Below are 26,388 nucleotides of genomic sequence, written 5' to 3'. Positions count from 1 at the left end.
CTGTTATTTCGCTTATTCTAAGCTACTTTTAACATGTCGTAACTTTTCATTACGAAACGTGTCGCACCATTAAAATTATCATAAACTTTACCAATCTCATATTTTTGAGCGAATTCAAGTGCTTTACTGTGTGTTCTATTTCCTATTGAATATATTTTCTTACCAGCTTTTTTTAAAGCTACAGCCATTTCATTAGCAACTACTCCTGTTCCTAAAATTCCCCAATTTAACTCTTTATCTTGCATACTGTTTCTCCCTTTTTTTTATAGTATAAACAGTATAATAAATTTATTTTTTTTAAGCAAGTTTATTATATTATTTTAAATGTTTTTTGAAAAATGAATCTAATTTTATAAACGGAATTAGATCTACTCTATCATAAAGATCAACATGTCCTGCACCAGGAACAATATGTAACTCTTTAGGTTCGCTTGCTTTACTATAAGCATCTTCACTAAAATATCTAGAATGTGCAAATTCTCCCGCTATAAATAATAATGGTCTTGGTGAAATTGCTTCTAATTCTGTTAAAGGATAAGAATTCATTAGACTTATACTACTAATTAAAGACATCGCAGCTAATGAACGAGGATGTTGCCCACGAGAAGTTCTGTAATAATCAAAGAATTCTTTTGCAACTTCTGGAGAGTTTTCATCTATTGTTTCAGGTGTCCCGATTGCAAAAGCCCTTCCTTTTCCTTCATATTCAGCCCAACGTTGCTCTGCTATTTCTTGTAGCATTTTTTTTCTTTCATCAAGTGTCACTGAATCATTTAAACCTTGACGACTTCCACGACCCATATCATACATACTAATTGTGGCAAGAGCTTTAATTCTTGGATCAATTTTCGCAGCACTTAAAGCAAAACTTCCACTTCCACAAACTCCTATTACACCTATTTGATTTCTATTTACAAATTTTCTCGTTCCTAAAAAATCAACAGCAGCACTAAAATCATCCGCAAAAGCTTCTGGTGAAGCGTTAAATCTAGGTTGACCTCCACTTTCACCATTATATGACGCATCAAATGCTAAAGTTACATATCCTTTTTCAGCCATATTTTGTGCATAAACTCCTCCAGCTTGCTCTTTTACTGCACCGTAAGGACTTCCTACAATTAGAGCTGAATACTTTTTATTCATATCCATATCCTTAGGAGTATACAAATCTCCTACTACATTTATTCCTAACCTATTATAAAAGGATACTTTTTCTACATTTACTTTATCACTTTTAGGAAAAGTTTTATCCCACGCTAAAGTAGTTGAAGCTAAAATAGTATTACTACTTAAAGTTAATAATGTAACTCCTTGAATAATTTTTTTAAATAATTTGTTTTTTAAAAATACTTGTCTCATTTTTACCTCCTGATAATTTTTTATATTATTTTAATTTTTCATTTAAAAATTTAATAATTAATTCTGTTATTTCCGATTGGCTCCAATAAATATCTCCATGTCCTGCATTTTTTACAACATATCTTTTTGCATCTATTTTATTTTTTTTCAACTCTTGATACAATAAATCCGTTTGACTTGGTGAAACTAACGTATCTTTATCCCCGTGCATTAATAAAAACGAAGGTGTATTTTTTGATATATAGGTTATTGGATTTGCTTTTTTAGCTGCTTCTAAGTTACTATTCACTGATCCTCCATTTCCAAAAATAGACATACCATTTATTAATATTGCTTGTGGTGCTGATGGAGAATTATGATTTTCTTGTACTTCTTTTGAATAGTCACTTCCAACCTGTGTTAAATCTGATAATCCATAAATATTTATCACTGCTTGTATATCACTATTCTCCTCTAAATTTTCTCCTATTTCAAATTCTTTTCTTTTAACTGTTGTTCCAGCTAGTGATGCTAAATACCCTCCAGCAGATTCACCCATAACAGCAACTCTTTCTTTATCTATACCAAATTTATCCGCATTAGCTTTCAAATATCTTATTGCTGCTTTTATATCAATTAAAGGATCTGGAAATTTTCCTTGTGGAATAACTCTATATTCAATACTTGCAACAATATAACCTGCTTCAGCTATAGCTAATCTTTGCTGAATATAATTATTTTTGGGAGAAGCAAAAAATCCTCCACCTGTTATAAAAATTAATAATGGTTGTTTTTCTTTGATCTCAGATTTTAATAAATCAAGTTTTAAATTCAAATTACCTGGTTGTGAATAAGTAATATCACTTAACATATCTATTTTAGGCTTTTGTAATAAAACATCTATTTCTTCACTTTGAAATCCCATTAATTTGGTAAAAAAAGTTACCATCAAGATAATTAATATTTTTTTTACGTTCAATATTTCATACTCCTTTCTTCAGATTTTTATTAAAAAATATCATTTTATTTATATAAGTTAAATTTTAAATAAACTTTAGCTCTTTTATTATTTTAGCTGGAATACCAGCTATTATACAGTTAGAGGGAAAGCTTTTTGTAACAGTCGATCCTGCTGCGACTATTACATTATCACCTAAAACAACTCCTGGTAAAATAGAAACATTTCCACCTATCCAAACTCCTTTTCCAATTTGAATAGATTTTGGATATAAATTTCCTCTTTTTTCAGGCTCTATACCATGATTTAATGTTGCTAAAAGAACATTTGGTCCTATCAAAGTTCCATCTCCTATTCTAATCCCACCCTGATCTTGAAATTGACAATTAGAATTGATAAATACATTTTTTCCTATCGTTATATTCTTTCCACAATTAGTATGAAATGGTGGAAATAAAATAAAAGAATCCTCGACCTTTTTTCCTGTTATTTTAGAAAAAATCTCACAAATCTCTTCCGAAGTATGATATTTATTATTTAACTCAGAAGTTAATCTAAGAGCGTCCTGTGTTAAGCTAATCATATATTTATGTACATCTGAGCCTGCAATAACCACTTTTTCATTATTCATATATTCTAAAAATTTATCTAAAGTCATATATTCCTCCTATAAAATATATTTTTTTCAAATATACTTTAACAAAATACAATTGAAATAACAAATACCTATTTTGAATACATTTATATGCTTGAAAAGCATATGAATGTATTATATAATTTAGCAAAATAACCTTAGGAGGATTATAATGGAACTTCGAATTTTAAAATATTTTTTAGCAATAACAAGAGAAAGAAGTATTATAAAAGCTGCTGAAACTTTATATATAACACAGCCTACTCTTTCAAGACAGATTATAGAACTTGAAAATCAACTCGGAACTAAACTTTTAGTTCGTGGAAATAAAAATAGAAAAATTACTCTTACAGAGGATGGAATTAGGTTTCGCAAAAGAGCTGAAGAGATTGTAGAGCTCGCTGAACGAACTGAAATAGAGTTTAAAAATCAGAATGAAGAGATTAGTGGTGATATATATATTGGTGGTGGAGAAACTGATTCTGTGAGATTTATTGCTAAGACTATGATCAAATTACAAAATAAATACCCTAATATTCGTTTCCATCTATACAGTGGTAATGCAGATGATATCACTGAAAAACTAGACAATGGGTTATTGGATTTTGGAATTTTAGTTGGACCAGGTAATTTAGAAAGTTATAACTATTTAAAATTTCCCACAACAGATATTTGGGGATTACTTATGAAAAAAACTTCACAACTTGCTTCTAAAGAATATATCAAAATAACTGATTTAGAAAATATACCTCTTCTTATTTCTAGACAATCTTTAGTTGAAAATCAAATAGCCGGCTGGGGAGTTAAAGATCTTAGTAAATTAAATATAATCGCAACGTATAACCTTGTCTTTAATGCATCCCTTATGGTTGATGAGGGGCTTGGATATGCTCTTTGTCTTGATAAACTTGTTAATACATCATGTGAAAGTACTTTGTGCTTTAAACCTCTTAGCCCTCTTTTAGAAGTAAATCTAGATATAATTTGGAAGAAAAATCAAGTTTTCTCTAAAGCAGCTAAAAAATTCTTAGAATTTTTACAAATTGAATTTAATCAAATATAATTTTTCAAAATACTTTATATGCTTTTAAAGCATCAAAGTATATTCAATATAAGTATTAGATATGTTGAAGACTATATTATATAATATTTTCAAATCAATAGTTGAATTTTTAGATATTTATATTAATGGAGGTCAAATTGAGAAAGATATTTTTAACTCTTATGAGTGTTTTAGTTTTAAATTTAGGAGGAGAAGTGGCTATGGCAAAAAATGTAAAAATGAATGATGTTACTGTCACTACTACTTGGGATAAAGTTTTCCAAAAGAGCAATAAAGTTGATCATAAAAAAGTAACATTTAAAAATCGTTATGGTATAACTTTAGTTGGAGATCTATATACTCCTAAAAATATTACAGGTCAAAAACTCCCTGCAATTGCTATTAGTGGACCATTTGGAGCTGTGAAAGAGCAATCTTCTGGATTATATGCGCAAACAATGGCTGAACGTGGATTCGTTACAATCGCATTTGATCCATCATACACTGGTGAAAGTGGAGGTCAACCTAGAAACCTAGCATCTCCTGAAATCAATACCGAGGATTTTAGTGCTGCTGTAGATTTTTTAGGATTACAATCTTTTGTTGATCGTGAACGTATAGGAGTTATTGGAATCTGTGGATTTGGTGGAATGGGATTAAGTGCTGCTGCTATGGACACAAGAATAAAAGCAGTTGCAACTTCTGTTATGTATGATATGAGTCGTGCTATGGGGCATGGTGTTGGAGATGGAGAAGATCGTTATGACCTTGCTCAACGTAAAGCTGTTTTAAATTATTTAAATCAATTACGTTGGATAGATGCCGAAAATGGAAGTTTTGCTGCAGGACCTCATGATATTTTTGTTGATGAAAATGGAAATATTTTACCTGGATCAAATCGTATATTACCTGAATCTTTACCTGAAAACCCACATCCAGTTTTAAAAGAGTTCTTCGATTATTACCGTGAAAAATTAGGATATCATAAAAATTCTTTAAATTCTAATTCTGCATGGAATGCTACAATGCCTCTATCATTTATGAACTTCCCTCTATTAACATATATTGATGAGATATCACCTCGTCCAATACTATTTGTTGCTGGAGAAAATGCTCACTCTCTTTATTTTAGTCAAGATGCATATAACGCTGCTGCTGAACCTAAAGAACTAGTTATTATTCCTAATGCCAATCATGTGGATTTATATTTTGATATAAATAAGATTCCATTTGATAAATTAGAAGAGTTCTTCAAAACTAATTTAAAGTAGTTTTTATAAAAAGATAGATTCTAATAAAATTAGAATCTATCTTTTTACTTTATTTTCTTAATTTTTTAACAGCTTCTCTTGTAGCAATAAGTTTTTTCTCGATCTCTTCAAAATTATCCCTTGCAATTCCTATAAATAACATATCTATTATAGCCAATTGGGAAATTCTAGAGCTCATTGCTCCCTCTCTCAAAGACTTTTCAACAAAAGGTATTTTTAAAGTTATATCCGAAAGTTTTTCTAGCTCATTATTTACACTAGCTTTAGTTATCGAAATAATTGGTATTTTATTTTTTCTAGCATTCTCTACACAAGTCAATACTTCAGCTGTCTCTCCTGAGTACGATATTGCTACTGCTACATCCCCTTCTTCCATCAATACAGAAGAGGTTATTTGAAGATGAGTATCAGTATGAAGAGTACATCTTTTATTAATTCTATTTAATTTATAGTAAAAATCAAGACCAACTAATCCAGAAACACCTACACTATATATATAAATATTTTTAGCAGCTATCAATAAATTGATTGCTTTATCCAAATCACTCTCATTAATCAATTTGACAGTTTTTTCCATAACACTATCTATTGATTCTTTTACTCCATATATAATATCTTTTGTTTTGAGGTCTTTATCTAAATATTCAAATCTCGAACTTTTCTCTGCCACATTAGAACTTAGTTTTAAATTCAATTTCAATTCATTCAAACTTGAAAATCCTAACTTTTTTGAAAATCTTACAACTGTCGGTGCCGAAGTATTTGTTAAATCACCAATCTCTTTAGCAGATAACTTTATAATACTCTCTTCATTTTCAAGAAAATATTTTGATATTAATTTTTCTCTATCTGTAAAACTATTATAGTTTTGCTTTAAATATTCTAATATGTTCAATTTAATCACTTCCTACAAATATATAGATGCTCATTAGATTTTAAAATAAAATCTTTTACCATCTTTTATATATTTTAACAGATAAAGGTCTTCTTGTAAAATAGATGCCACCACATTTGTTCTTTCATCTGCTTTAAGATTTGATAAAATGATTTGAAGCTCTCCCATGTATCTTAAATAGTCAATATTATCAATTGTAATATCACCGTATTTTTTATCAACAGTATTATCGGCTTTTATCTCCTTTCCATTCAAAAGTAATCTACTTTCATTTGCTCTTATCGCATCTCTAGCAAAATCTGTTCTTGATGAGTATATATTCTTTAATAACTCTATACATGTAGATTCCTTTGTTTTCAATTTTATTCTTAACTCTACTGCATCTTTATTCAACGATGAAAGCTCTTCTAACTCTTTCAAACTTGGTAAAGAATCACCTATAAACACTCCGTCATTACCTATTGCAAAAAGATGATTTGCAGCAACGTTAACTTCTACTCCTCTATGATCTTCTAAAGTAGGAAGTCCATCTTTCATTGGACTCCTTTTTCTATTATTCGATTGAACAAAAGCTGATATCTTTATTTTGCGATCTTTTAAAAATCTATTTTTTTGAATCATACACTCTTCAGATATTCCTGTATTAACTCTTGGATAAAAGTTATGAAGGGCATCTATGTTTCTATAGTCAGGATTTAATCTATCTAACTCCTCTAAAAATTCTTTTGTCACTGTCGAAGCATTAAGTTGTATTCCTATATCATAACTATTTTTACTCATAGTTGATATCTCCTCAACTGTATAGCCAAAATCTATTCTTATAGTTTTAACTCCTAACTCTTTTAATCCTTTTAAATCCATATTTTCTAACTCTAAAAACTTAAATGTATTTGGAGATATATCACTTATTATATCCATCTTATACTCTTTAGCTAGTTTAAAAAACTCTTTAACTTCAGTTTTTAAAACTTCATAGTTTGCTTCTGGAATATGTAGAGATGTAAAAATCCTAGTAAACCCTAATTTGTAAGCTGATTTTAATAGCTCAATATTCTCCTCTTTTGTATTGTCTAAACCGAAATATACTGAAAAGCCAAAACACATATTTTCTCTCCTTTAATATATCTATTATTCAGTTGGATCATCAAATCCTAATAATCCTGTAAACAGATATCCTGCTATATAAGAAACAACAACCCCAATCAAAAATACAAACATTTTACCATCAGCTATCAGTAATGCCAAAGGTAATCCTGAAACTCCTAAAGCCACAGCTCCAACTTTGAAAAATGCCATAACAGCTCCTCCAACACCAGCACCTAAACATGCTGCTGTAAAAGGTTTTCCTAATGGTAATGTAACCCCATATATCAACGGTTCTCCTATTCCTAAAAATCCTGCTACCAATCCATTCTTTGCTGTTTTCTTCAATCTTTCATTTTTTGTTTTTCTATAAACAGCTATCGTGGCTCCTACTTGAGCCATTCCACTTGTTGCTAGAACTGGAAGTAAAACTGTGTATCCAACATTACTTATCAAATCAGCATGAATAGGAGTCAGTGCTTGATGCATTCCTGTCATAACTAAAGGTAAGAATAGTGCCCCTGAAACAGCTCCAGATAAAACCGATACAAACATATTATGAGATGATAATGTTTGAGCCACAACAACCCCTATAGAATCAGATATAAATCCACCAATTGGTTGTAAAACTAATAATGCTGCCATCACCGATATTGTCAACGTTAAAAGTGGTGTTACAAATAGATCTAGAACATCCGGTACTATTTTTTTCAGAGACTTCTCTATGTAACATGCTATAATAACAACTAATATTACAGATATGATTCCACCTCTACCCGGAGTCAATTGAGAACCAAAAAGAGTTATTCCTGATAGAGCTGAAGAAGATAAAATACCTCCAAGAACTCCACCCATCATAGGCATTTGAGAACCGAACTCTTTAGCTGCATTCACACCTACAAGAACAGAAAGTATCGAAAATACACTACTTCCTATAAGAGCAATTATTTTTGCTGCTGTTGTTAATTTATAAGAATCACCAAAATATACTCCTGCAATATTATTTATTGCTAAAACTAATCCACACGAAACAAATAATGGTATCAAAGGTATAAAAGTTGCTCCCAATTTTTTCAAAATATTTTTTACAGCGGTATCATTTTTTGCTTTAAGTTTTTCTTTTGTTTCTTTTACAGCATCTTCACCAAATTTAGTTTCATTTATTCCAATCAAATTTTTTACCTCAGCTGTCACTTTACTAACTTTTCCAGGTCCATATATAACCTGAAGTTGCCCTTCGGCCTCAACAACTCCTAAAACTCCCTCTGATTTTTCAAGAGAAGTCATATTAATTTTTGAATAATCTTTAAGCTCGAATCTACAACGAGTCATACAACTTTGAACAGATAATATATTTTCTTTTCCACCAACTAAACCAATTAACTCTTGAGCAATTTCTTTATTTGTCATCTTTCTCTCCCCTTATCAATATTAATCTAAATCATTTAAAGCTTTTGCAATATAACCATCATGTTTTTCTAACTTATTTTTTGCTTCTTCTAAATTTAATTTTGATAAAATCATAAATATTGCTAATTTTACATTTGATTTTGTTTCATTTAAATATTCTGCTGCTGTATCTGTATCTACTCCTGTCGCTTCTGATACTATTTTTTTTGCTCTTTCAACCAATTTTTCATTTGTTGATTGCACATCAACCATTAAATTTCCATAAACTTTACCTAATTTTATCATTGATCCAGTTGATAACATATTTAAAACCAATTTTTGAGCTGTTCCCGATTTTAATCTTGTTGATCCTGTCACAACTTCTGGTCCTACAACTGGAGAGATAGCTATTTTTGCCGTATTAGCTACAGCTGAATTAGCATTACAAGTTACCGAAATTGTAAGTGCTCCTATTTCATTAGCATATTCTAATCCACCTATTACATATGGTGTTCTACCTGACGCAGCCAATCCCACTACTACATCTAACTCTGTTATATCTTTCTTTTTTAAGTCATTCACAGCTAACTCTTTTGAATCTTCCGCACCCTCTTGAGCTCTAAATATTGCCTCTTGTCCACCTGCTATAACTCCTTGAACTAATTCTTCTGAAACACCATATGTCGGTGGGCATTCTGAGGCATCTAAAATTCCAAGTCTTCCTGATGTTCCCGCTCCGATATATATAAGTCTTCCACCTTTTTTTAATCTTTCAACAATTTCATCAATAGCCGCTGCTATTTGAGGTAACTCTTTTTCTACTGCTTCAGCAACTTTTTTATCTTCATCATTTATTTTTTTTACCATTTCAATTGTAGAAACTCTATCTATATCTAAAGTATTTTGATTTCTACTCTCTGTTGTTAAACTTTTTAAATTTAATCTGTCTTTTTTCACTACTATCCCTCCAAAATGTTAAAGTTTAAATCACTTTTTATTATGAAATAATAATAGCATTTTTAAAACGTTATTTCAATATTTTTTTTATAAAAAGAAATAACGTTTCTTGTATTTGATTTTTAAACTCTTATTTTATCTATGATTAAGTTGTTATTTTTCATTGAAATAACTACTCTATAGATATTCTCATCTCTTTCAGGATAATCTTCTCTATAATGAGCTCCTCTACTTTCATTTCTTTCTAACATTGATTTTAAAAGTAATTTTGCAACTTCAATTTTTAAATATATATCAATATAATCAATTTTAGTCTCCTTATCATAATTGAAATACTGTTTCAAATTTTCTAATTTTAAAATCCCATCTTCTAAGTTTTTAGCATCTCTTTTTATCCCACCATGTGCCCCCATAATTTTTTTTAATTCTAAAATAATCTTATCTCTACTCTTTATTTCATTGACTTGAGTTTGAAAAGGTAAGATTTCATCTAACCATTTTTCAAATTCTTTTAAGTTTTTATCAGTATCAAACTTTTGAATATCTAATTTTTCAATATACTTTTTAGCTTTTAATACCGCTCTATTTCCAAAAACTAAAGCTCCTCCAACAGAATTTCCACCCAAACGATTTGCACCCTCTACACTTGATGATAACTCACCAATTGCATATAATCCATTTACACAAGTCTCACCACTATCACTAACTAAAATTCCACCATTACAACCATGAGCAAATGGAGCAAGTACAATCTTATCTCTACACATATCTATTCCCATAGTTTCTTTTAACCATTTTAAGTAAACTACATAAAACTCTCCTGAATCTTTATATAAATCTTTACTAAATTTTAATTCGACACCTTTATTACTATTGTTTATCGATTCAATCATAGTTAAATCTATCTCAGAACTTTTAAAATCACAACTAAATGGTGCATATTCGCTTCTTTCTTCCCACATTTTTTTTGTGTCACTATTTTCTACTCCTGGATATATCAATTTTCCAAATAAATCATACATTCCTGTAACATATTTAGCCGTATGTTCTCCATAAAGTGTATTATACTTAGGTGTTATAAATGCTGGAATAAATTGTATGAATTCCATATTCGTTACTTTTGCACCAGCATCTAAAGCAACTATATGTCCTATTCCATCAACATCTTCTGGATATAGATTATTTTCATAAAGTCCTGCTATTCCTCCTGTCGCAAGAATTATAGCTTTAGTATTAACTAATAATAACTCTTCATTATTCTTTTTAAATATAGCTCCACTAATACAATTATTTTCCTTTAAAATTTTAATTATTTTAAACTCTTCTTCTATTTTAAGATTAGGTATTGATGAAAAAATAATTTGTGCTTGTTTTCTTGCTTCTTCCCAATCTTTTATTAAATATATATCTCTAGGGTGTTTTGCAAAACAAGCCGGTCTTTTATCAGCTCTTAGCCAAGGAGTAAAACCAATTTCATTTAAAAAACCAATACTCTCTTGAATGTTTTCGATATATTCTTTTACCATATGTGGATTATCCATTCCAAGACCTACTCTACTTATATCCTCTGTAAAAAGTAATTTATCTTTTTCATAAAACTCACCTGATGTAGCTTGAATTCCTAAAGTTCCTTTCAAAGGAAAATAACTTGCTCCACCACACATTTTAGAACTAGTTATAAGTAAAACTTCTAATCCTTGATCGGTTGCTTTTTTTGCAGCAACCAATCCTCCTATTCCACTTCCTACCACAACTATATCTGCATTTAATATTTTCTTTCTATTCATTTTAAACCCCCGTTTATTCTCTTCGATATTTCTTATTAAACTACAATTTCAAGTAATTTTCAATCTACAAATAAAAATTAATTTTTAAATATATCTTGACTTTTTGTTCTAAAAAAACTATTATCTAATTATGGCATATGCTAAAAACTTTAAGTGAGGTGTTTTATGAAAATCGCAGTTGTTTCAGAAAATAATAGAATTAGTCAACATTTTGGAAGAGCAGAAGGTTTCTTTGTTTATGATGGAACTAATAAAGAATACTATCTAAGTAAGGGACACGGTGAAATTCCTAAACAATTAAAAGAATTAGGAGTAGATTTTGTTGCTTGTGGTGGAATTGGTGAAGGAGCTATAAACAATTTAAAATCTTTAAATATAAAAGTTTTTTCTGGATTAGAAGGATTTTGTGATGATATTGCTGATGGATTTTTTAGACAGATTTTAGTTAATGGAGATGCTATTTGTACTAGCCATTCTCATCATCATGGAGATCACCATTCTAGTGGCCACTCTTGTAACTGTAAGTGTGGGAAATAAACTATGGCAAGACCTACGAAAGTTAGAAGTGTAGAGTTTATACCAACTGAAACCAAGTTTATACCAGAAGGAAGCAGTAATTGTAACATTCATTTTAACGAAATAAAAATTGAAGAGTTAGAAGCTTTAAGATTAAAAGATTTAGAAAATTTATCTCAAGAAGAGTGTGCTGAAAAAATGGAAGTTTCTAGGCAAACTTTTCAAAATATATTAAATTCAGCTAGAATTAAAGTTGCTGAAGCTTTGATTATGGGTTATGGAATTGAATTGAGAGGTGGAGATTTCAAGACACCACATTGTCAATTTATTTGTAACTCTTGTGGGCAAACATTTATTCCAACTCTAAAAAAAGATTTAGAAGCTTGTCCTAGTTGTAATTCAGAGAATATTTTCTGTACAAAGAAAAAAATAAAATGTAAGAAAGTATGTAAGTTAAATATAAAAGATTAAACTAATCAATTGGGAGAAATATTATGCAAATAGAAATTTTAAACTCTGCAAAAGACATTATTAATGAAGACTTAGAAGGAAAAAATGTAGTTGTAATTGATGTTCTTAGAGCTACATCTGTTATGGTAACTGCCATTAAAAATGGTGCAAAATCTATTTTCCCATTTGAAAATATTGATGACACAAAACAAGCATGTTCTTTAAATAATAATGGACTTCTTGCAGGCGAGAGAAAAGGACTTAAAATAGATGGATTCGATTTTGGAAATTCACCGTTAGATTTTGTAAAAGAGAAAATATCTGGAAAAAATATTTTTATGACTACAAGTAACGGGACAAGAGCTATTCAAAATGCACAAGGTTATGATAACCTTTATATCGCTTCGTATCTGAATCTTTCTGCAGTTGCAAATATTTTATTAAAAGATAGAAAAGATACTGTTATCCTTTGTGCCGGAACAGATGATGAATTCTCTTTAGATGATGCTCTTTGTGCTGGAATGATTGTAAATAAAATTTCTAAGCAAATCAAAATAAAAGCAGATGATGCAACATTGTCCTTACAAATATTGGCTGATTTATCTGATAATATAAAAGATACTCTAAAAAATAGTAAACATTATAGTTATCTGAAAAGTATTGGATATGAAAATGATTTGGAATATTGTATTCAAAAAGATATTTGCGAAGTTATTCCATTTTATAAAGATGGTATCATTAAAAATATAAAATAAATTTAAAGACACCTTTCTAAATTAAAATTTAAAAAGGTGTCTTTTTTATATTTAAGGTATATTTTTTCCCATTCCTGTTATGAAAATTTCAAACCATTCCTCTCTAGTCAATTGAACATCTAAAGATTTTACAGCTGATTTCAATCTATCAATTTTTCCACTTCCACAAATTGGAATCATATTTGTTGGATGAGCTAATAGCCAAGCATATGCTATCGTATCAATAGGACAAGTATACTTTTGAGCTAATCTACTCAATACTTCTCTCAGCTCTAACGCTTCTTTTGTATCTGCAGTAAAAATACCTCCACCCGCCAAAGGTGACCATATCATCATTGACACTCTTTTTTCTTGCATTAAGTTTATCGTTCCATCATAAAAATGTCCAGTTTTTAATGGTGATAGTTCTATTTGATTAGTTACTAATTTAAAATCTAACCTACTTTGTAAAAGATTAAAATCTGATGGTAAGAAATTAGAAACTCCCCACTCTAAAACTTTTCCTGACTCTCTTAAATATGTTAATGCCTTAGCTGTTTCATCCGCATCCATGAACATATCAGGTCTATGGATTAAAACTAAATCCAAGTACTCGGTATTCAGATTTTTAAGAGATTTTTCAACACTTTTTACTATATGATCATAGCTCGTATCATAGCAACGATATACATTTTCCGGCATATTTGGTGATACTAGTTTTATTCCAACTTTACTAACTAATTGCATTTTTGATCTTAATTCAGGCTTTAACGCTAAAGCTTCTCCAAAAATCTTTTCACAAGTATAGCCTCCGTATATATCCGCGTGATCAAATGTTGTTACACCCATCTCAAGAGCTGACTCTATATAGTTTAGTAATTCACTCGATGTCATTCCCCAATCATTTAAACGCCAAAATCCTAAAGCTATCTTCGACATTTTTAGTTTATCAGTTAAATCTGTAAATTTCATTTTATCTCCCCTTTAACTCGTTTTGTTATAACTAAGTATATTCTCTAACTAGTCTTTTTGTCAATTTTTTATAATTCTAAAGACATAGTATAAAATTCTTCTACTCCTGTTATCGTTGTTTTAAAATATTTACTCTCATACCTAAAACCTGCTTTTAGATAACATTTAATCGCCCTCTTATTAAATGTTCTAACTTCTAACTTTAGTAATTTTATATTTTCATTTAAAAAAGCTGCTATATTCTTTATTAATTCCATTAAAATATCCCCTTCTCCCTTACCACATACTTCAGGCTTTAAACCTAATCCAATTAAATAATATTCATCTTTTTTTTGAAAACGTATATAAGCATATAAAACTTTTTCTTTATCAAATACTGTATAAAATTCTTTTTCTCTTTTTTCTTTTATTACAATTCCCCACTTTAATTCACACAACTCCTTCCAAGTTGGATAATTATAAACAGAATATCTTCCCTCATATTTCCAAGAAACCACTTCTCTAGCTTCTGATTCAGACATTTTTTTTATAATCATGACTACCCCCTTTTCATATAAAATTTATTTAAAATTATGTTTTATAGAATAACATATTTATTTTATAAAATATAATTTTTTATTTGATTTTTACAGAAAATTCATACTTCTAATAAACTTTATTGATAATATTTAATAATTAGGATACAATAAAAACAGATTATTTTAAAAGGAGTCAAAAAAATTATTAACAAAAGAAGTTTTTATATTTTAAATATTTTTCTAGTTTTATCTTTAAAAATATTCGCATTAAATTTTGATCAATTCTGGCTTAGAGGACCTCGTGAACTACTCCCACTTGTAGAACTGGGAGCTTCTTGGAAAGTACCTAACTAGTGTTAAGTATATTGACCAAGCTCAATGGGTAGTTCCTACCCTGATATATATTTTAATAGGCTAGTAGACTTCTACCAACCTCACGAATATTTATACTTGCATTAAGGTCTCTATCCATAGTATGACCACATTCACAGCTATATACTCTCTCACCTAAAGAAAGCGAGTCTTTTATATTACCACAAGAAGAACAAGTTTTAGAAGATGGAAACCACTTGTCTATTTTTATTACTTGCTTTCCTAAAAACATAGCCTTGTATTGAAGCATAACTGTGAACATGCCCCACCCATTATCAGCGACAGATTTACCAAAGTTCAATGCCTGACTCATGCCTTTCATATTTAGATCTTCAAGTATTATCGCATTATACTTTGTAACTAATTCTCTTGATAATTTGTGAAGAAAGTCTTTTCTACTGTTTTTAATAGATTGATAAATTTTAGCAACTTTTAATTTAGCTTTATACCAACTACTTGAGAATTTAACTTTTCTTGATAGCTCTCTTCCAGCTTTAGCTAATTTAGTTTCTAATTTTCTGAAAAATCTAGGATAATCAGCTCTTTGGTTATCAGAGCTAACGAATAATTCAGACATAGAAAAGTCGAGCCCAACGATATTATTATCGCTCGACACTTCTTTTATATCTCTTTGAAATTCAGTAAGAATAGAAATGTAAAAAGCCCCATTAGGTTCTTGGCTAATGGTAGCTGATTTAATTTTATAATTTTGAGGTATATTTCTATGAAGTTTAATTCTAACTAATCCTAATTTAGGAAGCTTTATACAGTTATTTTCAATCCTAATAGAGTTATTAACACTATTTGTAGAGTATGATTTTCTAGCTGTTTTCTTAGATTTGAACTTAGGAAAAGCTGTTCTTTTCTGAAAAAAATTAGTGAAAGCAGTTTTTACATTCATTTGAGCATTAGCAAGAGATAAGCTATCAACTTCTTTCAAAAATGGAAATTCAGATTTAAGAGAAGCAGGAGTAATAATTTTATTTTTACCCTCTAATTCATAAATCTCTTTAGCTTTACCCAAAATCTTATTATATACAAACCTAACACAACCAAAAGTTTGTAAAATCAAATTTGATTGAACTTTATTTGGGTATATTCTAAATCTAAAAGCTAAATTATATGTCTTCATAGTTTTACATCTCCTCATATTGGTTATCCCAATATTATAAAGGCTTTTACACTAAAAATCAATAAAAAAACAAAAAAAAGAAAGCCTAAGAGTTTTAGGAATAATTTGATTAATATACTCAGACCCTCTAAAATTGATTTTAAGACCCCTCAAATTTTTTTATGTTAAAAATATACAATCCAAAACTTCAAAGCCTTTTTATAAAGCCCCTACTATAGGGGCTTCTTAAAATACATTTTTTTATATATTGTTATTTATTTAACTAACGCAACTTTTTTTGTTGACATTCATGTTTTTTAAGCATATAATCTCTCTAATTATTTATTGAAAGGAGAGATTATATGAGACTAATTAAACCTTCAGCTTTAAAAAAAGGAGATAAAGTTACAACTGTAAGTCTTTCATGGGGTGGAGCTGGAAACTCTGAGATACTTTGGCGTTATGAACAAGGAAAAAAAAGATTAGTCGAAAACTTTGGTCTTGATGTAATTGAAATGCCCAATACTCTAAAGGGAGAGTCTTTTATATATAACCATCCAGAAAAAAGAGCTCAAGATTTAATGGATGCTTTCAAAGATAAATCTATCAAAGGTATTTTCACTTGTATAGGTGGAGAGGACAGTATTCGAATTCTTCCTTTTATAGATTTTAATATTATTAAAAACAATCCCAAAGTTTTTATGGGGTATTCAGATTCTACTGTTACTCACTTTATCTGTTTAAAAGCTGGAATATCTAGTTTCTATGGTCCCTCTATATTAGCAGAGTTCGCAGAAAATTTAGAAATGTTTGACTACACAAAGTATTGGTTTGAAAAGACTGTGTTTGAGAAACTTCCTATTGGAAATATCCCTTCATCTAATGTATGGACAAACGAATATCTTCCTTGGGATATAAAAAATAAATTAACCCCTCGAAATACATTTATTAATAAGGGATATGAGCTCTTGCAAGGAACTAAAACTGTTCAAGGTCATTTGATTGGTGGATGTATGGAAGTTTTAGAGATGATAAAATGCACTGAGATTTGGCCATCTAAAAAAATTTGGAAAAATGCAATTCTTTTTTTGGAAGTATCTGAATCAATTACAACTCCCTTACATCTTGAATATTGGTTAAGAAATTATGGTGCTCAAGGAATACTCAATTCTATTAATGGAATTATTTTTGGAAAACCCAGACACTCAAAATTTTATGATGAATATAAGCAGATTTTACTAAAAGTTATCAGAGACGAGTATAATTTAAAAGATTTACCGATTTTATATAATCTGAATTTTGGACACACATCTCCTATAATAACCATACCTTTTGGTGCTCAAGCTGAAATTAATTGTGAGCAAATTAGTTTTAAAATTTTAGAAGCCGGAGTAATATAGAATTTAGAAAGGAAAAATATGTTTTTAACACCTGAAGAAAAAATTGTTTTTTTAAGAAAAAAATATAACATCACACAAAAAGAATTAAGCAGCTCAAATCTTACCAGACAATTTATTGGTATGATTGAAATTGGTAAAAGAGGGCTCACCTATAAAACTGCAAAAATAGTGGCTGAAAATTTTAATAATATTTTAAAAATTAAAAATTCTGAAACTATTGTTACTCCAGAATTTTTATTAGAAACTAAAGAGGAACAAGCTTTAAAAAGACTAGAAGTAGTAATAGACTCAAGACAAGTAGATAGTAATTTAGAAATCGAAATTTGCTTTACTGAATTAAATGATTACAATAAAAAGAAAATATCAATTTTATTAGGAATTCTTTACTTCGAACTAAAACAAATTATATTTTCGAAAAAATATTTAGAAATTGCTTTGACTTTACATAAACCCTTAGAAAATTTAGAAATCTTGCTTTATTTAGGTCGAATATTTTATTATGAAGATAACTTTTTAAATTTTATAGAATTGATTACACCTAACTTAAATAAACTTCTAAAAAATAATATTGATATAAGCACTAAAATTCTGTATAACTACGCTTACTCTTTATATAAAATTAAAGATGTCCAAACATCTAACAAGATTCTACTCACTCTTTTAAAAAGAAAAAATGAGTCTGAAATAAATTTTAAAATTAACAATTTGATTGCGATTATCTCTTATTCAGAACTCAATAAAATAAATAAAGCTATCAAAAGTTATAAAAAGTTATTCGAAAACTCTACAGTTGAAGAGAAATTAGTGATTTATGGTAATCATTTAGAAATATTTTTAATTAATAAATCAAAAGTAGATTTTGATGAGGTCAAAAATAATATTTTAAAGATTTTAGGTTTTTACGAAACTTCTACAGACCACAAATTTAAACTATATATATTGATTGCCAAATGTTATCTAGCTTTAAATAACCAAAAAATGGCATATTATTTCTACATGCTTGGGCTGAAGTTACCTAATAATAACCTAATCTCTTTTGATATTAAATATGAGGTAACAATAGATATTTTAAAAAATATATCATTAGATGAAATACAAATGAATGAAGTAATTGAAATATTTTTAGAATTTTTTAATCTAAATAAAAATTATAAAATGGCTTTAGCTTTTATTAAAAATTTAAAGTCTGAAGATAGAAAGCTAGATATACTTTCTAAATTAGAATAATAAATTTATCATCCAATAAAAACTAAACAAAGGGGGAATGAACTATGTTTAAAGGAAAAAAAATAAAATTAAGAGCTTACAAGTCAAGTGAAGTGCAAACAGTTTTAGATTTAATAGAGGAAGAAGGATTAAGAGATACACTTGTTATTGATACTGTTTTTCCAATGTCATATGAATCTGAAAAAAACTTTATTGAAAAATGCTGTAACTACAACGGTGATCTTTTCAATTTCGCAATCGAATCACTAGAAAGTAACGAATATATCGGAGGATGTGGAATAAATAACATCGATAGAAAAAATAGCAACGTTACTATTGGAATCTGGTTAGGTAAAAAATACCATGGGAAAGGATATGCCTCTGATGCTTTAAGAGTTCTTTGTAAATTCATTTTTGATGAAATGAATATCCATAAAATAAAATTAAACTATTTTGATTTTAATGAAGCTGGAAAAAGATGTTACGAAGCTGTAGGATTCAAAGAGGATGGAAGACACCGACAAGAACAATATAGATATGGAAAATATCACGACACTGTAAGTATGAGCCTTTTTAAAGATGAGTTAAAATAGATAATAACTCAAATCTAAAGTTAGAGTTAAAGGATAAAGAGTGAAAATCTTTATCCTTTTTTTATTCTTTATTTTAATTTACCCTCATAAATTCTAGGGCTTCTAACTCCTGGCTTTATCTCTCCATTTATAGAATAAATCGTATCTCCTATTTTAACTAACCCTTCTCCACAAGGTGCCATAAATGGTATTTCTCCCATCGATTCCCAACTATTTGTTTTGGCATTATAAACCAACATATTTTTATTCCAATTAAAATCTTGAGGATCTTTATTAAAATAACTTTCTCTATAATTTTTTAAAGCCTCTCCTTTTAGTGAACCCAATTTTAAATTCGCATCATCCCAAATCTCCTTATTAAATCCACCTATTACTAGCATTTTACTGCTATCTAATTTAACTGAATTTGCACCTAAAACTGAAATTCCATGATTATTCAATTCTACATCCTTTGCTTTTGACCAACTATCTTGAGAGAAACTATACGCATAACCATCTGTAAAAGCAACTCCTGTTCCACCACCAAATACATATAGCATCTCCTCTTTACCATTATGTAAAATTTGACCAACCGGCTGACTTCTTTCTGTTCCCGGGAACATTTTTAATTCAGAAGTTTGACCTGATACTAAATTGTATTTGTAGAAATTCTTGCTATCTTTTCCATTTTGTTTCCCTGCAACGATATATATATCATCATCTTTTAATACGGCTACACCACTATGATATTCAAATGGTAACTTTCCTATTGTTTTTACCTCTATATCTGTTTTATCTTTATTTAATCCTACAAAAATAATTTCATTTGATACGCCAGTTTGATAAGTTCCTCCTATATAATAGATTCCTTTTTCTGTAGAAATAGCACTTCCATATCCTATCTCTTTTGGTAGATGAGTGTGCTTAATCAATTCTAATCCATTTGATGTTTTTTTCATCAAATATAAATCTGAATATACAATTTTTGCACCACCTTCAAGAACTGGTTTATATGGAAAATTCGCTCCACCAGCTACAATCACATACTCCCCAATATGTCCAGCTAAAGGTCCTGCTACTCCGTACTGCTTCTCAAAACCTTTTGGTGCTTTTAAATCCCCAATGTGTTTCCAAGTAACCTCTTTAATCTCCTTATTTTTTATTGTCCCAGTAGAGCATCCCGTAATTCCTAAACTTAAAACCAGTAAACCTAATGCTATTTTTTTCATATATACCTCCCGCCAACGTTATCTAATAATGATATATACTTTATTTTATCGAGATTGTCAAAATTTTTTTCAGATAGAAATATTATTTTGAAAATAATTTAATCTATTGAAATTTAATACCAAACTTCATTAATCTTTTTTCAAATTCTCAACAATTGAAAGATATGATAATATGTTCACATGCTTTAAAAAAATATTTCAAAGGAGTTTAGAATGAAAAAACTTTTAATTGCTATATCAGTGCTAGTTTCTGCTAATTTATTTAGTGCTGAATTCAAAAGTGAAAAAGGAAGTATGGATTTTCCAAATTTAAAAATAGAAAAAGTTGAGGGTGCTACTTATATGGCTTTAGACAGTAAATCTGGAGAAGCTTATGTTTTTGGATTAGCTAATGATGTTCTTTTAGACGCTAAAAAAGGAATCTCTCAAAAAGAGGTAATCGGATTTTATGATAGCTTAGAAGAAAATGATTTAGTTGTTGAACTATATGATGTAGATTTTTCAAATGATATATTAACTGTTAAACCGACTTATGAAGATTTTAAAATTATATTTACTAAAGAGGAATCACAAAAAATAGTAAATACTGTATTAGGAGGAAAGTAATATGAAGAAAATCTTAGCAATCTTAGGAATTCTAACTTCTATGAATCTTTTTGCGGCAGATATTGTTAAAAATGATGTAGCTACATCAACTGATAAAATAGGAATGTTTGTTCAAAATAGTAACGCTTATTTTGCACTACAAACTAAAAATGGAGCTGTGGTAACTTTTGGTTTACCAAAATCTGTTTTAATAAACACATTCAAAGATGGAGAAGCTAGAATACAAATCCCTGGTATTATAGCAAATGCAAATAAACCTGAAGAAAGTGCTTTACAATTTTATCATATACAATATGATAAATCTGCAGATGTTCTTGTTTTAGACTTCGCTGGAACTGAAGACTATATCGTTTTCAATAAAGATGAAATTTCAAAATTCGGGCAAATATTAGAAAAGGACGGTAAATAATCATGAAAAAATTTCTTGCTTTAATTATGTTAATCATATTAACAACAACATCTTTTGCGAGATACCATAGACCTGTACATCCTGTTGTTAGACACGAAATAGCAAAAGCTCATATTCGTCACGAAATCAGACAGGAAGTTAGAAAAGATATAAGAAGAGAGATCAGAAAAGAAAAAAGAAGAAGAGAAGCTATCGGAGCTGCAGTTGTTGGAGCTGTCGTTGTTGGAGGAATTATAGCTAATAGCAACAATAACAATGACTACTATAGACCGGTACCAACACCATATAACGGATATTAAAAAAAGATTACTTAGGGGGTTTCACCTCTAGGTAATCTTTTGCTTTATATAATCAATTTTTATTTAGAAAAAACCTGCACTATATCTTCTAAAATTTGCTCTCTATTTAAATGATTATTTTCATAGATTTCTTCAGAAGTTAATCTATCTGTAAATTCATTCTTCCCACCAAAATTTATGACTTTCATGTCTGATGCTCCGTAATATCTAGTTATCTTTTCTCCGAATCCACCATTTAGTACACTATTTTCTAACGTTATAACTAATTTATGATTTTCTTTTAATGTTTCTAATAATTGTTCATCTACTCCTGTTATAAATCTAGGATTAATAAGTGTTGCATCTATTCCATGCTTCTCTTTTAAATCAGCTTTTACGTCTTCTCCTAACTGATAAAAATCTCCCAAAGCTAAAATAGCAATATCTTTTCCTGATTCAGTTACAATATATCTATTGATATCATAAAAATTATTTTTTAATGGCATCTCAGTTTGAATTACTCCCAAAGATGGAACTTTTATAGAAACCGGATGTTCATTTTGATCAATTGCCCAATCTAACATCGCAAAATATTCCTCTTTAGATGTCGGAGCCAAATAAACCATATTTGGAATATTTCCAACTACTTGAGTATCGAAATATCCTAAATGTGTTACATCACTAAATCCTGTCAATCCTCCACCAAAAACAAGAATTACTGCAGGATTATTGTTTATACAAAGATCTTGAGAAAGTTGATCATAGCATCTTTGTATAAAGGTACTGTAAACAGCAAATATAGGTTTAGCTCCATTTTTCGCCATTCCAGATGCTAGAGCCACCGCATGCTCCTCCGCTATTCCAACATCAATAAACTGCTTCCCAGCTTCTTTTCTACAATCTTCATTAAATGCAACAACACTTGGTGTTCCAGCTGTTATAACAGCAACTTTTTCGTCCTCTTTCATCTTATTTAAAAGATAAGCCCCTGTTAACTCTGAATAGTTATCACCAAATTGAAAGTTTCTTTCTCCAGTCTCAAGCTCAAATGGCATCCCATAGTGCCAATTCTCTTTGTTCTTTTCAGCTAATTCATATCCTTTTCCTTTTATAGTTTTCACATGGACAACAATAGGTTTATCAGTATCTTTAACTTTTTCAAAAGCCGAAATCAATGACTCTAAACTATGTCCATCTTCAACATAAATATAATCTAATCCCATTGCTTTGAAAAAATTACACTCAGCCTTTCCTTTTGTTTCTCTTAAAAGTTTTAAATTCTTATATAATCCTCCATAATTTTCAGCTATTGACATCTCATTATCATTTACAACTATAATCATATTTGTCCCAGTTTCAGCAGCATTATTCAAGCCTTCGTAAGCTTCTCCACCACTTAAAGAACCATCTCCTATAACTGCAATTATATTTTCTTTAGTTCCAACTAAATCTCTTCCCTTAGCAAGCCCACATGCCAAACTAACAGATGTTGATGTATGACCAACTTTAAAGAAATCATGCTCACTTTCATCTGGATTTGTATAGCCAGAAACTGAGAAATACTCATTCGAATTTAAAAAGGCATGCTTTCTTCCTGTTAACATCTTATGAGCATATGATTGATGTGACACATCATAAACTATTTTATCAATTGGCGAATTAAATACTTTATGCATTGCTACTGTCATTTCTACCATTCCTAAGTTTGGACCTATATGTCCACCAACTGTGCTAAGTTTATTCAGTAAAGCAATCCTTACCTCTGTACATAACTGTTCTAAATCTTTTATTGTTAAATTTTTTAAATCTTTTGGTGAATTTATTTTCCCTAAAATCATTCTCATCACTCCTTTTATTTTGGATATAACTCATCTTAGCATTTAGAGTTAACTCTAAGTCAAACTTTTTTTATTTTTTCCAAATTAAATCAATTACAAATATCTAGATTTTTGTATTTCCTTATGTTAAACTTGTGATAATATAACTCGCACAAGGAGGTTCCCATGAAAACTTTTTATATTTCTATGCTCCTTTTTTTATTTTTACTACCTCAAAAATTATATACTAACAACATTCATCCTGATTTACATTTAAAACTTTTAAAGAATGTAGAAATTGAACTTAATTCTATTTTAAAATTCAAAAGTAATAAAATGAGCTATGATATTATTATTGAGTTTCCTGAAAGTAAAAATTCTATTATTTTGAGTAAAGAAAATTTAGAAAAAAAAGTTAAAAGTGTCTTTTTATACGATATTAACGGAGATAACATCAATGAAATTTTTATTATTTTTAATCAAAATAATAAAAATTCATTAGAGGGATATTCTTTAAAACAAATTTTCAACTACACTATTGACGAAGAGAATTTTGAACCAGAATTTTTTAAAACATTAAATATTGCTACAAAAAATGAAATTGATAAAAAAATTGCAAACATCAAAAATTTTGATGCTTCCTCTGCAAAAAAAGAATTAGAAAAATTATTTCCTTATTATAAAGTTGTAAACTTTAATAACTATAATCAATGGGACGTTATAAGTAAAGTTGGAAAAGAAAATTACTATTCAAAAAGCTTTTATTATCTTTATGAACTAGACCCTTCAGATTATGAAATATACAATCTACAAAAATATTTTAATATTTATTCATTAAATAATTTAACTTTTCATTCATACATTAACGAAGATCAAATTTTAATGAAAAATGATAAATATTTTTTCACTTTTAACATACAGAATTATGGTTTGATAACACTTGAAGAGGTTTTCGAAGGAAAAGATGAGAATGGTAAAATAATTAAAAATGGTAAATACTATAACTCGAAAGAATACGGTTCCTATACTGAAAATATAAAAAATAATATTTGGACTTCATATATATATTATAACGAATTAGAAAGATATATTCCTATAAAGCTAACATACAACAATGGGATTTTAATACAAAAAGATATTTTATATAGATACTCAAACGAATTAAAACTTTATTCATCTGAATTTTATAATGAAAAAAATGAAATTGATTTTATTCATTATTATGATCCTAATGGAGAAATTTCTCAAATAAAAAAATTTAAAAATAATATTTTAGAGAAAGTTATGAACTACACTCATTTTAAACGAGAATATGGAATTTTCGATAAAAAAACTAACCCAAAAACTGGTTATGAATATTATGAAGCTCGAAAATCATTAAGTTCCTTTAAAAATTTAAATATTATAGATGCAAAAATAGAAAATAAAGAGTTAAATCTTTATTCGTTGCCTTTTGAAAACGGAAAAAATATTTTTATTATTTTTCAAAACTACTCTCCCGGAAAAGTTTTTACTGAAGGCCTTAGATATTATGAAGACCCTTTAAAATACTTTGGAATCAAAGAAATTTTTTATGGAGAAAAATTAAAGGATAATATTCAAAGTCTAGATGATATTCTAAAAAATGGCTATTTTGAAGAATTTAATCTAGGTTCTTTTCCCGGTGTCACATCTATAACTAGACCATACGCAAATATTGAGAGTATAATTTCTTCTGGAATTTATAAAAACAATAAAAAAGATGGAATCTGGAAAACATATTCACCAAATAGAGGTGATTTATTAGATCTTAAAACATATAAAAATGATATTTTGGATGGTTCATATGAAATTTATCAAGATGAAATTTTATCGGAAAAAGGTAAATTTATAAATTCTGAAAAAATTATTGAATGGAAAGCCCCACCTATGTTTATTTTCAGTTCTTAATTTAAATTTTTAACAAAAAAACACAATGTAATTTGTGTTTTTTTTTATTGTGTGATAATATTAATGAAAAATAGTTTACTAGTAAACTAAATTCAGGAGTGATTTTTTATGATTTATAAAAATAAAGCAAAAATCATATATTTAATTATTTTCATTAGCTTTTTAATTACTTTTATCATTACAGTTGGGGTTCAAATGAACATCCCGTATTCCTCTCGAGCTTTTCTAGAATATCAGATTGCACCAGTTTATAGTAAAGTTTCTGAAAGTGTTGAAAATATATTTGTTCAAAATGGAGAGCAAGTCGAAGCTGGGCAAGCACTTTTTGAACTTGATAAAAAAATTTATACTGCTCAATATATAACTGCCCTCGGTCAGTATAATGAGGTTGTCGATTCTATTCAAAACTTAAAAAACGATATTGAAAAAACAAAAATGTTTATTCAAAAAAATAAGATTTTAGTTGAACAAAATAAAAATGAACTTCAAAAATATGAAAAGCTTTTTCAGAAAAATTATATAAATGAATTAGACTATGAAAATATGAACACAAAACTTATTGAGTCAGAAAAAACTTTAAAAGAAAGTGAAAATCTCTTAAGTAATCTACTTATAAAATATAAAGAGAAAGAGGAAACAACTCCACAGCTTTTAATTGCTAAGGGAAATTTGACAAAAACAGAGATTAATTTAAAAAATACTGTTATTACTGCTCCAATTTCTGGTGAAGTTGTTATGGACAATTTTTATCCTAATACGTTAGTTAAAGAAGATACAACGCTATTTTATATTAAAAATGATAATTCTTTAACTGTTAATGTCGATTTAAAAGAAAAAAATTGAGGGTTTCCCAAATTTAGTGTAAATTGTAAAAATTGAATATATATATTTTACCTTCTTGGCTATTAATTTGTA

General features: G+C 28.7%; 27 protein-coding genes. 13 read left to right on the top strand and 14 right to left on the bottom strand.

Going from position 1 to position 26,388, the window contains the following annotated elements:
• Positions 1-17: 17 nt before the first annotated feature.
• The 4 genes from L992_RS11065 to L992_RS11050 form a co-directional block, all read right to left on the bottom strand.
• The gene (locus tag L992_RS11065; protein ID WP_047380374.1) at positions 18-245 is read right to left on the bottom strand and encodes an NAD(P)-binding domain-containing protein; all 228 of its coding nucleotides are present in this window, start codon (positions 243-245) and stop codon (positions 18-20) included.
• Positions 246-315: 70 nt separating this feature from the next.
• Entirely contained in the window at positions 316-1,359 is a 1,044-nt protein-coding gene (locus L992_RS11060) for an alpha/beta hydrolase (RefSeq protein WP_047380376.1), read from the bottom strand.
• A 25-nt stretch (positions 1,360-1,384) separates the two neighbouring features.
• On the bottom strand, positions 1,385-2,317 hold the full coding sequence (locus L992_RS11055; RefSeq protein WP_231549790.1) for an alpha/beta hydrolase: 933 nt from the start codon (positions 2,315-2,317) through the stop codon (positions 1,385-1,387).
• A 64-nt stretch (positions 2,318-2,381) separates the two neighbouring features.
• Positions 2,382-2,954: a sugar O-acetyltransferase gene (locus L992_RS11050; protein ID WP_047380378.1), complete on the bottom strand. Its 573-nt coding sequence runs from the start codon at positions 2,952-2,954 to the stop codon at positions 2,382-2,384.
• Between the two features lie 148 nt (positions 2,955-3,102).
• On the opposite strand from L992_RS11050, the gene L992_RS11045 reads away from it, so the two are divergent.
• Positions 3,103-3,993 carry a LysR family transcriptional regulator gene (locus L992_RS11045; RefSeq protein WP_047396306.1) on the top strand — a complete coding sequence of 297 codons (891 nt, stop codon included), beginning with the start codon at positions 3,103-3,105 and terminating at the stop codon, positions 3,991-3,993.
• 137 nt (positions 3,994-4,130) lie between these two features.
• On the top strand, positions 4,131-5,243 hold the full coding sequence (locus L992_RS11040) for an alpha/beta hydrolase (protein ID WP_231549789.1): 1,113 nt from the start codon (positions 4,131-4,133) through the stop codon (positions 5,241-5,243).
• Positions 5,244-5,292: 49 nt separating this feature from the next.
• Here the strand turns inward: L992_RS11040 and L992_RS11035 are convergent, their stop codons facing one another.
• From L992_RS11035 to L992_RS11015, 5 genes are all read right to left on the bottom strand, one after another.
• The gene (locus L992_RS11035; RefSeq protein ID WP_047382518.1) at positions 5,293-6,138 is read right to left on the bottom strand and encodes a MurR/RpiR family transcriptional regulator; all 846 of its coding nucleotides are present in this window, start codon (positions 6,136-6,138) and stop codon (positions 5,293-5,295) included.
• Positions 6,139-6,171: 33 nt separating this feature from the next.
• Complete coding sequence (locus tag L992_RS11030; RefSeq protein ID WP_047382515.1) at positions 6,172-7,242, bottom strand: DUF871 domain-containing protein; 1,071 nt, start codon at positions 7,240-7,242, stop codon at positions 6,172-6,174.
• A 24-nt stretch (positions 7,243-7,266) separates the two neighbouring features.
• Positions 7,267-8,631 (bottom strand): PTS transporter subunit EIIC, encoded by a 1,365-nt coding sequence (locus L992_RS11025; protein ID WP_047382514.1) that lies wholly within the window; start codon positions 8,629-8,631, stop codon positions 7,267-7,269.
• A 21-nt stretch (positions 8,632-8,652) separates the two neighbouring features.
• Entirely contained in the window at positions 8,653-9,567 is a 915-nt protein-coding gene (gene murQ / locus L992_RS11020; RefSeq protein ID WP_047382512.1) for an N-acetylmuramic acid 6-phosphate etherase, read from the bottom strand.
• Between the two features lie 122 nt (positions 9,568-9,689).
• Entirely contained in the window at positions 9,690-11,354 is a 1,665-nt protein-coding gene (locus L992_RS11015) for an FAD-binding protein (RefSeq protein WP_047382511.1), read from the bottom strand.
• A gap of 165 nt (positions 11,355-11,519) precedes the next feature.
• Between L992_RS11015 and L992_RS11010 the strand changes: the two genes are divergently transcribed.
• The 3 genes from L992_RS11010 to L992_RS11000 are packed head-to-tail and all read left to right on the top strand — an operon-like array spanning position 11,520 to position 13,075.
• The gene (locus L992_RS11010; RefSeq protein ID WP_047382509.1) at positions 11,520-11,891 is read left to right on the top strand and encodes a NifB/NifX family molybdenum-iron cluster-binding protein; all 372 of its coding nucleotides are present in this window, start codon (positions 11,520-11,522) and stop codon (positions 11,889-11,891) included.
• Between the two features lie 3 nt (positions 11,892-11,894).
• A complete protein-coding gene (locus L992_RS11005; protein WP_047396304.1) occupies positions 11,895-12,341 on the top strand; it encodes a DUF134 domain-containing protein in 447 nt (148 codons plus the stop codon).
• 23 nt (positions 12,342-12,364) lie between these two features.
• Positions 12,365-13,075 (top strand): 2-phosphosulfolactate phosphatase, encoded by a 711-nt coding sequence (locus L992_RS11000; RefSeq protein ID WP_047396302.1) that lies wholly within the window; start codon positions 12,365-12,367, stop codon positions 13,073-13,075.
• Positions 13,076-13,126: 51 nt separating this feature from the next.
• On the opposite strand, the gene L992_RS10995 is transcribed toward L992_RS11000, so the two are convergent.
• From L992_RS10995 to L992_RS10985, 3 genes are all read right to left on the bottom strand, one after another.
• The gene (locus L992_RS10995; protein WP_047382505.1) at positions 13,127-14,026 is read right to left on the bottom strand and encodes an aldo/keto reductase family oxidoreductase; all 900 of its coding nucleotides are present in this window, start codon (positions 14,024-14,026) and stop codon (positions 13,127-13,129) included.
• Between the two features lie 68 nt (positions 14,027-14,094).
• The gene (locus tag L992_RS10990) at positions 14,095-14,562 is read right to left on the bottom strand and encodes a GNAT family N-acetyltransferase (RefSeq protein ID WP_047396300.1); all 468 of its coding nucleotides are present in this window, start codon (positions 14,560-14,562) and stop codon (positions 14,095-14,097) included.
• Positions 14,563-14,950: 388 nt separating this feature from the next.
• Positions 14,951-16,048: an RNA-guided endonuclease TnpB family protein gene (locus L992_RS10985; RefSeq protein WP_047396297.1), complete on the bottom strand. Its 1,098-nt coding sequence runs from the start codon at positions 16,046-16,048 to the stop codon at positions 14,951-14,953.
• A 341-nt stretch (positions 16,049-16,389) separates the two neighbouring features.
• Here L992_RS10985 and L992_RS10980 point away from each other — a divergent pair, with 341 nt between their 5' ends.
• From L992_RS10980 to L992_RS10970, 3 genes are read left to right on the top strand one after another with little or no spacing between them, the layout of a single operon-like run.
• Positions 16,390-17,427 carry a S66 peptidase family protein gene (locus L992_RS10980; RefSeq protein WP_047396294.1) on the top strand — a complete coding sequence of 346 codons (1,038 nt, stop codon included), beginning with the start codon at positions 16,390-16,392 and terminating at the stop codon, positions 17,425-17,427.
• Between the two features lie 18 nt (positions 17,428-17,445).
• Positions 17,446-18,654: a helix-turn-helix domain-containing protein gene (locus L992_RS10975; RefSeq protein WP_047396292.1), complete on the top strand. Its 1,209-nt coding sequence runs from the start codon at positions 17,446-17,448 to the stop codon at positions 18,652-18,654.
• 44 nt (positions 18,655-18,698) lie between these two features.
• Positions 18,699-19,226 (top strand): GNAT family N-acetyltransferase, encoded by a 528-nt coding sequence (locus tag L992_RS10970; RefSeq protein WP_047384323.1) that lies wholly within the window; start codon positions 18,699-18,701, stop codon positions 19,224-19,226.
• 68 nt (positions 19,227-19,294) lie between these two features.
• Here the strand turns inward: L992_RS10970 and L992_RS10965 are convergent, their stop codons facing one another.
• Positions 19,295-20,434, bottom strand: a complete 1,140-nt coding sequence (locus L992_RS10965) for a cyclically-permuted mutarotase family protein (RefSeq protein WP_047396290.1) — start codon at positions 20,432-20,434, stop codon at positions 19,295-19,297.
• 213 nt (positions 20,435-20,647) lie between these two features.
• Between L992_RS10965 and L992_RS10960 the strand changes: the two genes are divergently transcribed.
• Genes L992_RS10960 through L992_RS10950 form a run of 3 tightly spaced genes read left to right on the top strand, consistent with a single transcriptional unit; the run spans position 20,648 to position 21,748 of the window.
• Complete coding sequence (locus L992_RS10960) at positions 20,648-21,040, top strand: hypothetical protein (RefSeq protein ID WP_047384326.1); 393 nt, start codon at positions 20,648-20,650, stop codon at positions 21,038-21,040.
• Position 21,041: 1 nt separating this feature from the next.
• Entirely contained in the window at positions 21,042-21,449 is a 408-nt protein-coding gene (locus tag L992_RS10955; protein ID WP_047384328.1) for a hypothetical protein, read from the top strand.
• A gap of 2 nt (positions 21,450-21,451) precedes the next feature.
• A complete protein-coding gene (locus L992_RS10950) occupies positions 21,452-21,748 on the top strand; it encodes a hypothetical protein (RefSeq protein WP_047384329.1) in 297 nt (98 codons plus the stop codon).
• Between the two features lie 59 nt (positions 21,749-21,807).
• Here the strand turns inward: L992_RS10950 and L992_RS10945 are convergent, their stop codons facing one another.
• Entirely contained in the window at positions 21,808-23,565 is a 1,758-nt protein-coding gene (locus L992_RS10945; protein ID WP_047396287.1) for a 1-deoxy-D-xylulose-5-phosphate synthase, read from the bottom strand.
• A gap of 165 nt (positions 23,566-23,730) precedes the next feature.
• On the opposite strand from L992_RS10945, the gene L992_RS10940 reads away from it, so the two are divergent.
• Both L992_RS10940 and L992_RS10935 read left to right on the top strand, forming a co-directional pair.
• A complete protein-coding gene (locus L992_RS10940) occupies positions 23,731-25,473 on the top strand; it encodes a hypothetical protein (RefSeq protein WP_047396285.1) in 1,743 nt (580 codons plus the stop codon).
• Between the two features lie 108 nt (positions 25,474-25,581).
• Positions 25,582-26,316 (top strand): HlyD family secretion protein, encoded by a 735-nt coding sequence (locus L992_RS10935; protein ID WP_047396281.1) that lies wholly within the window; start codon positions 25,582-25,584, stop codon positions 26,314-26,316.
• The last annotated feature ends 72 nt before the right edge of the window (positions 26,317-26,388 follow it).

The organism is Cetobacterium sp. ZOR0034 (genome assembly GCF_000799075.1).
In the GTDB taxonomy this organism is placed as follows: domain Bacteria; phylum Fusobacteriota; class Fusobacteriia; order Fusobacteriales; family Fusobacteriaceae; genus Cetobacterium_A.
This window is presented reverse-complemented; position numbering and strand designations above follow the sequence as displayed.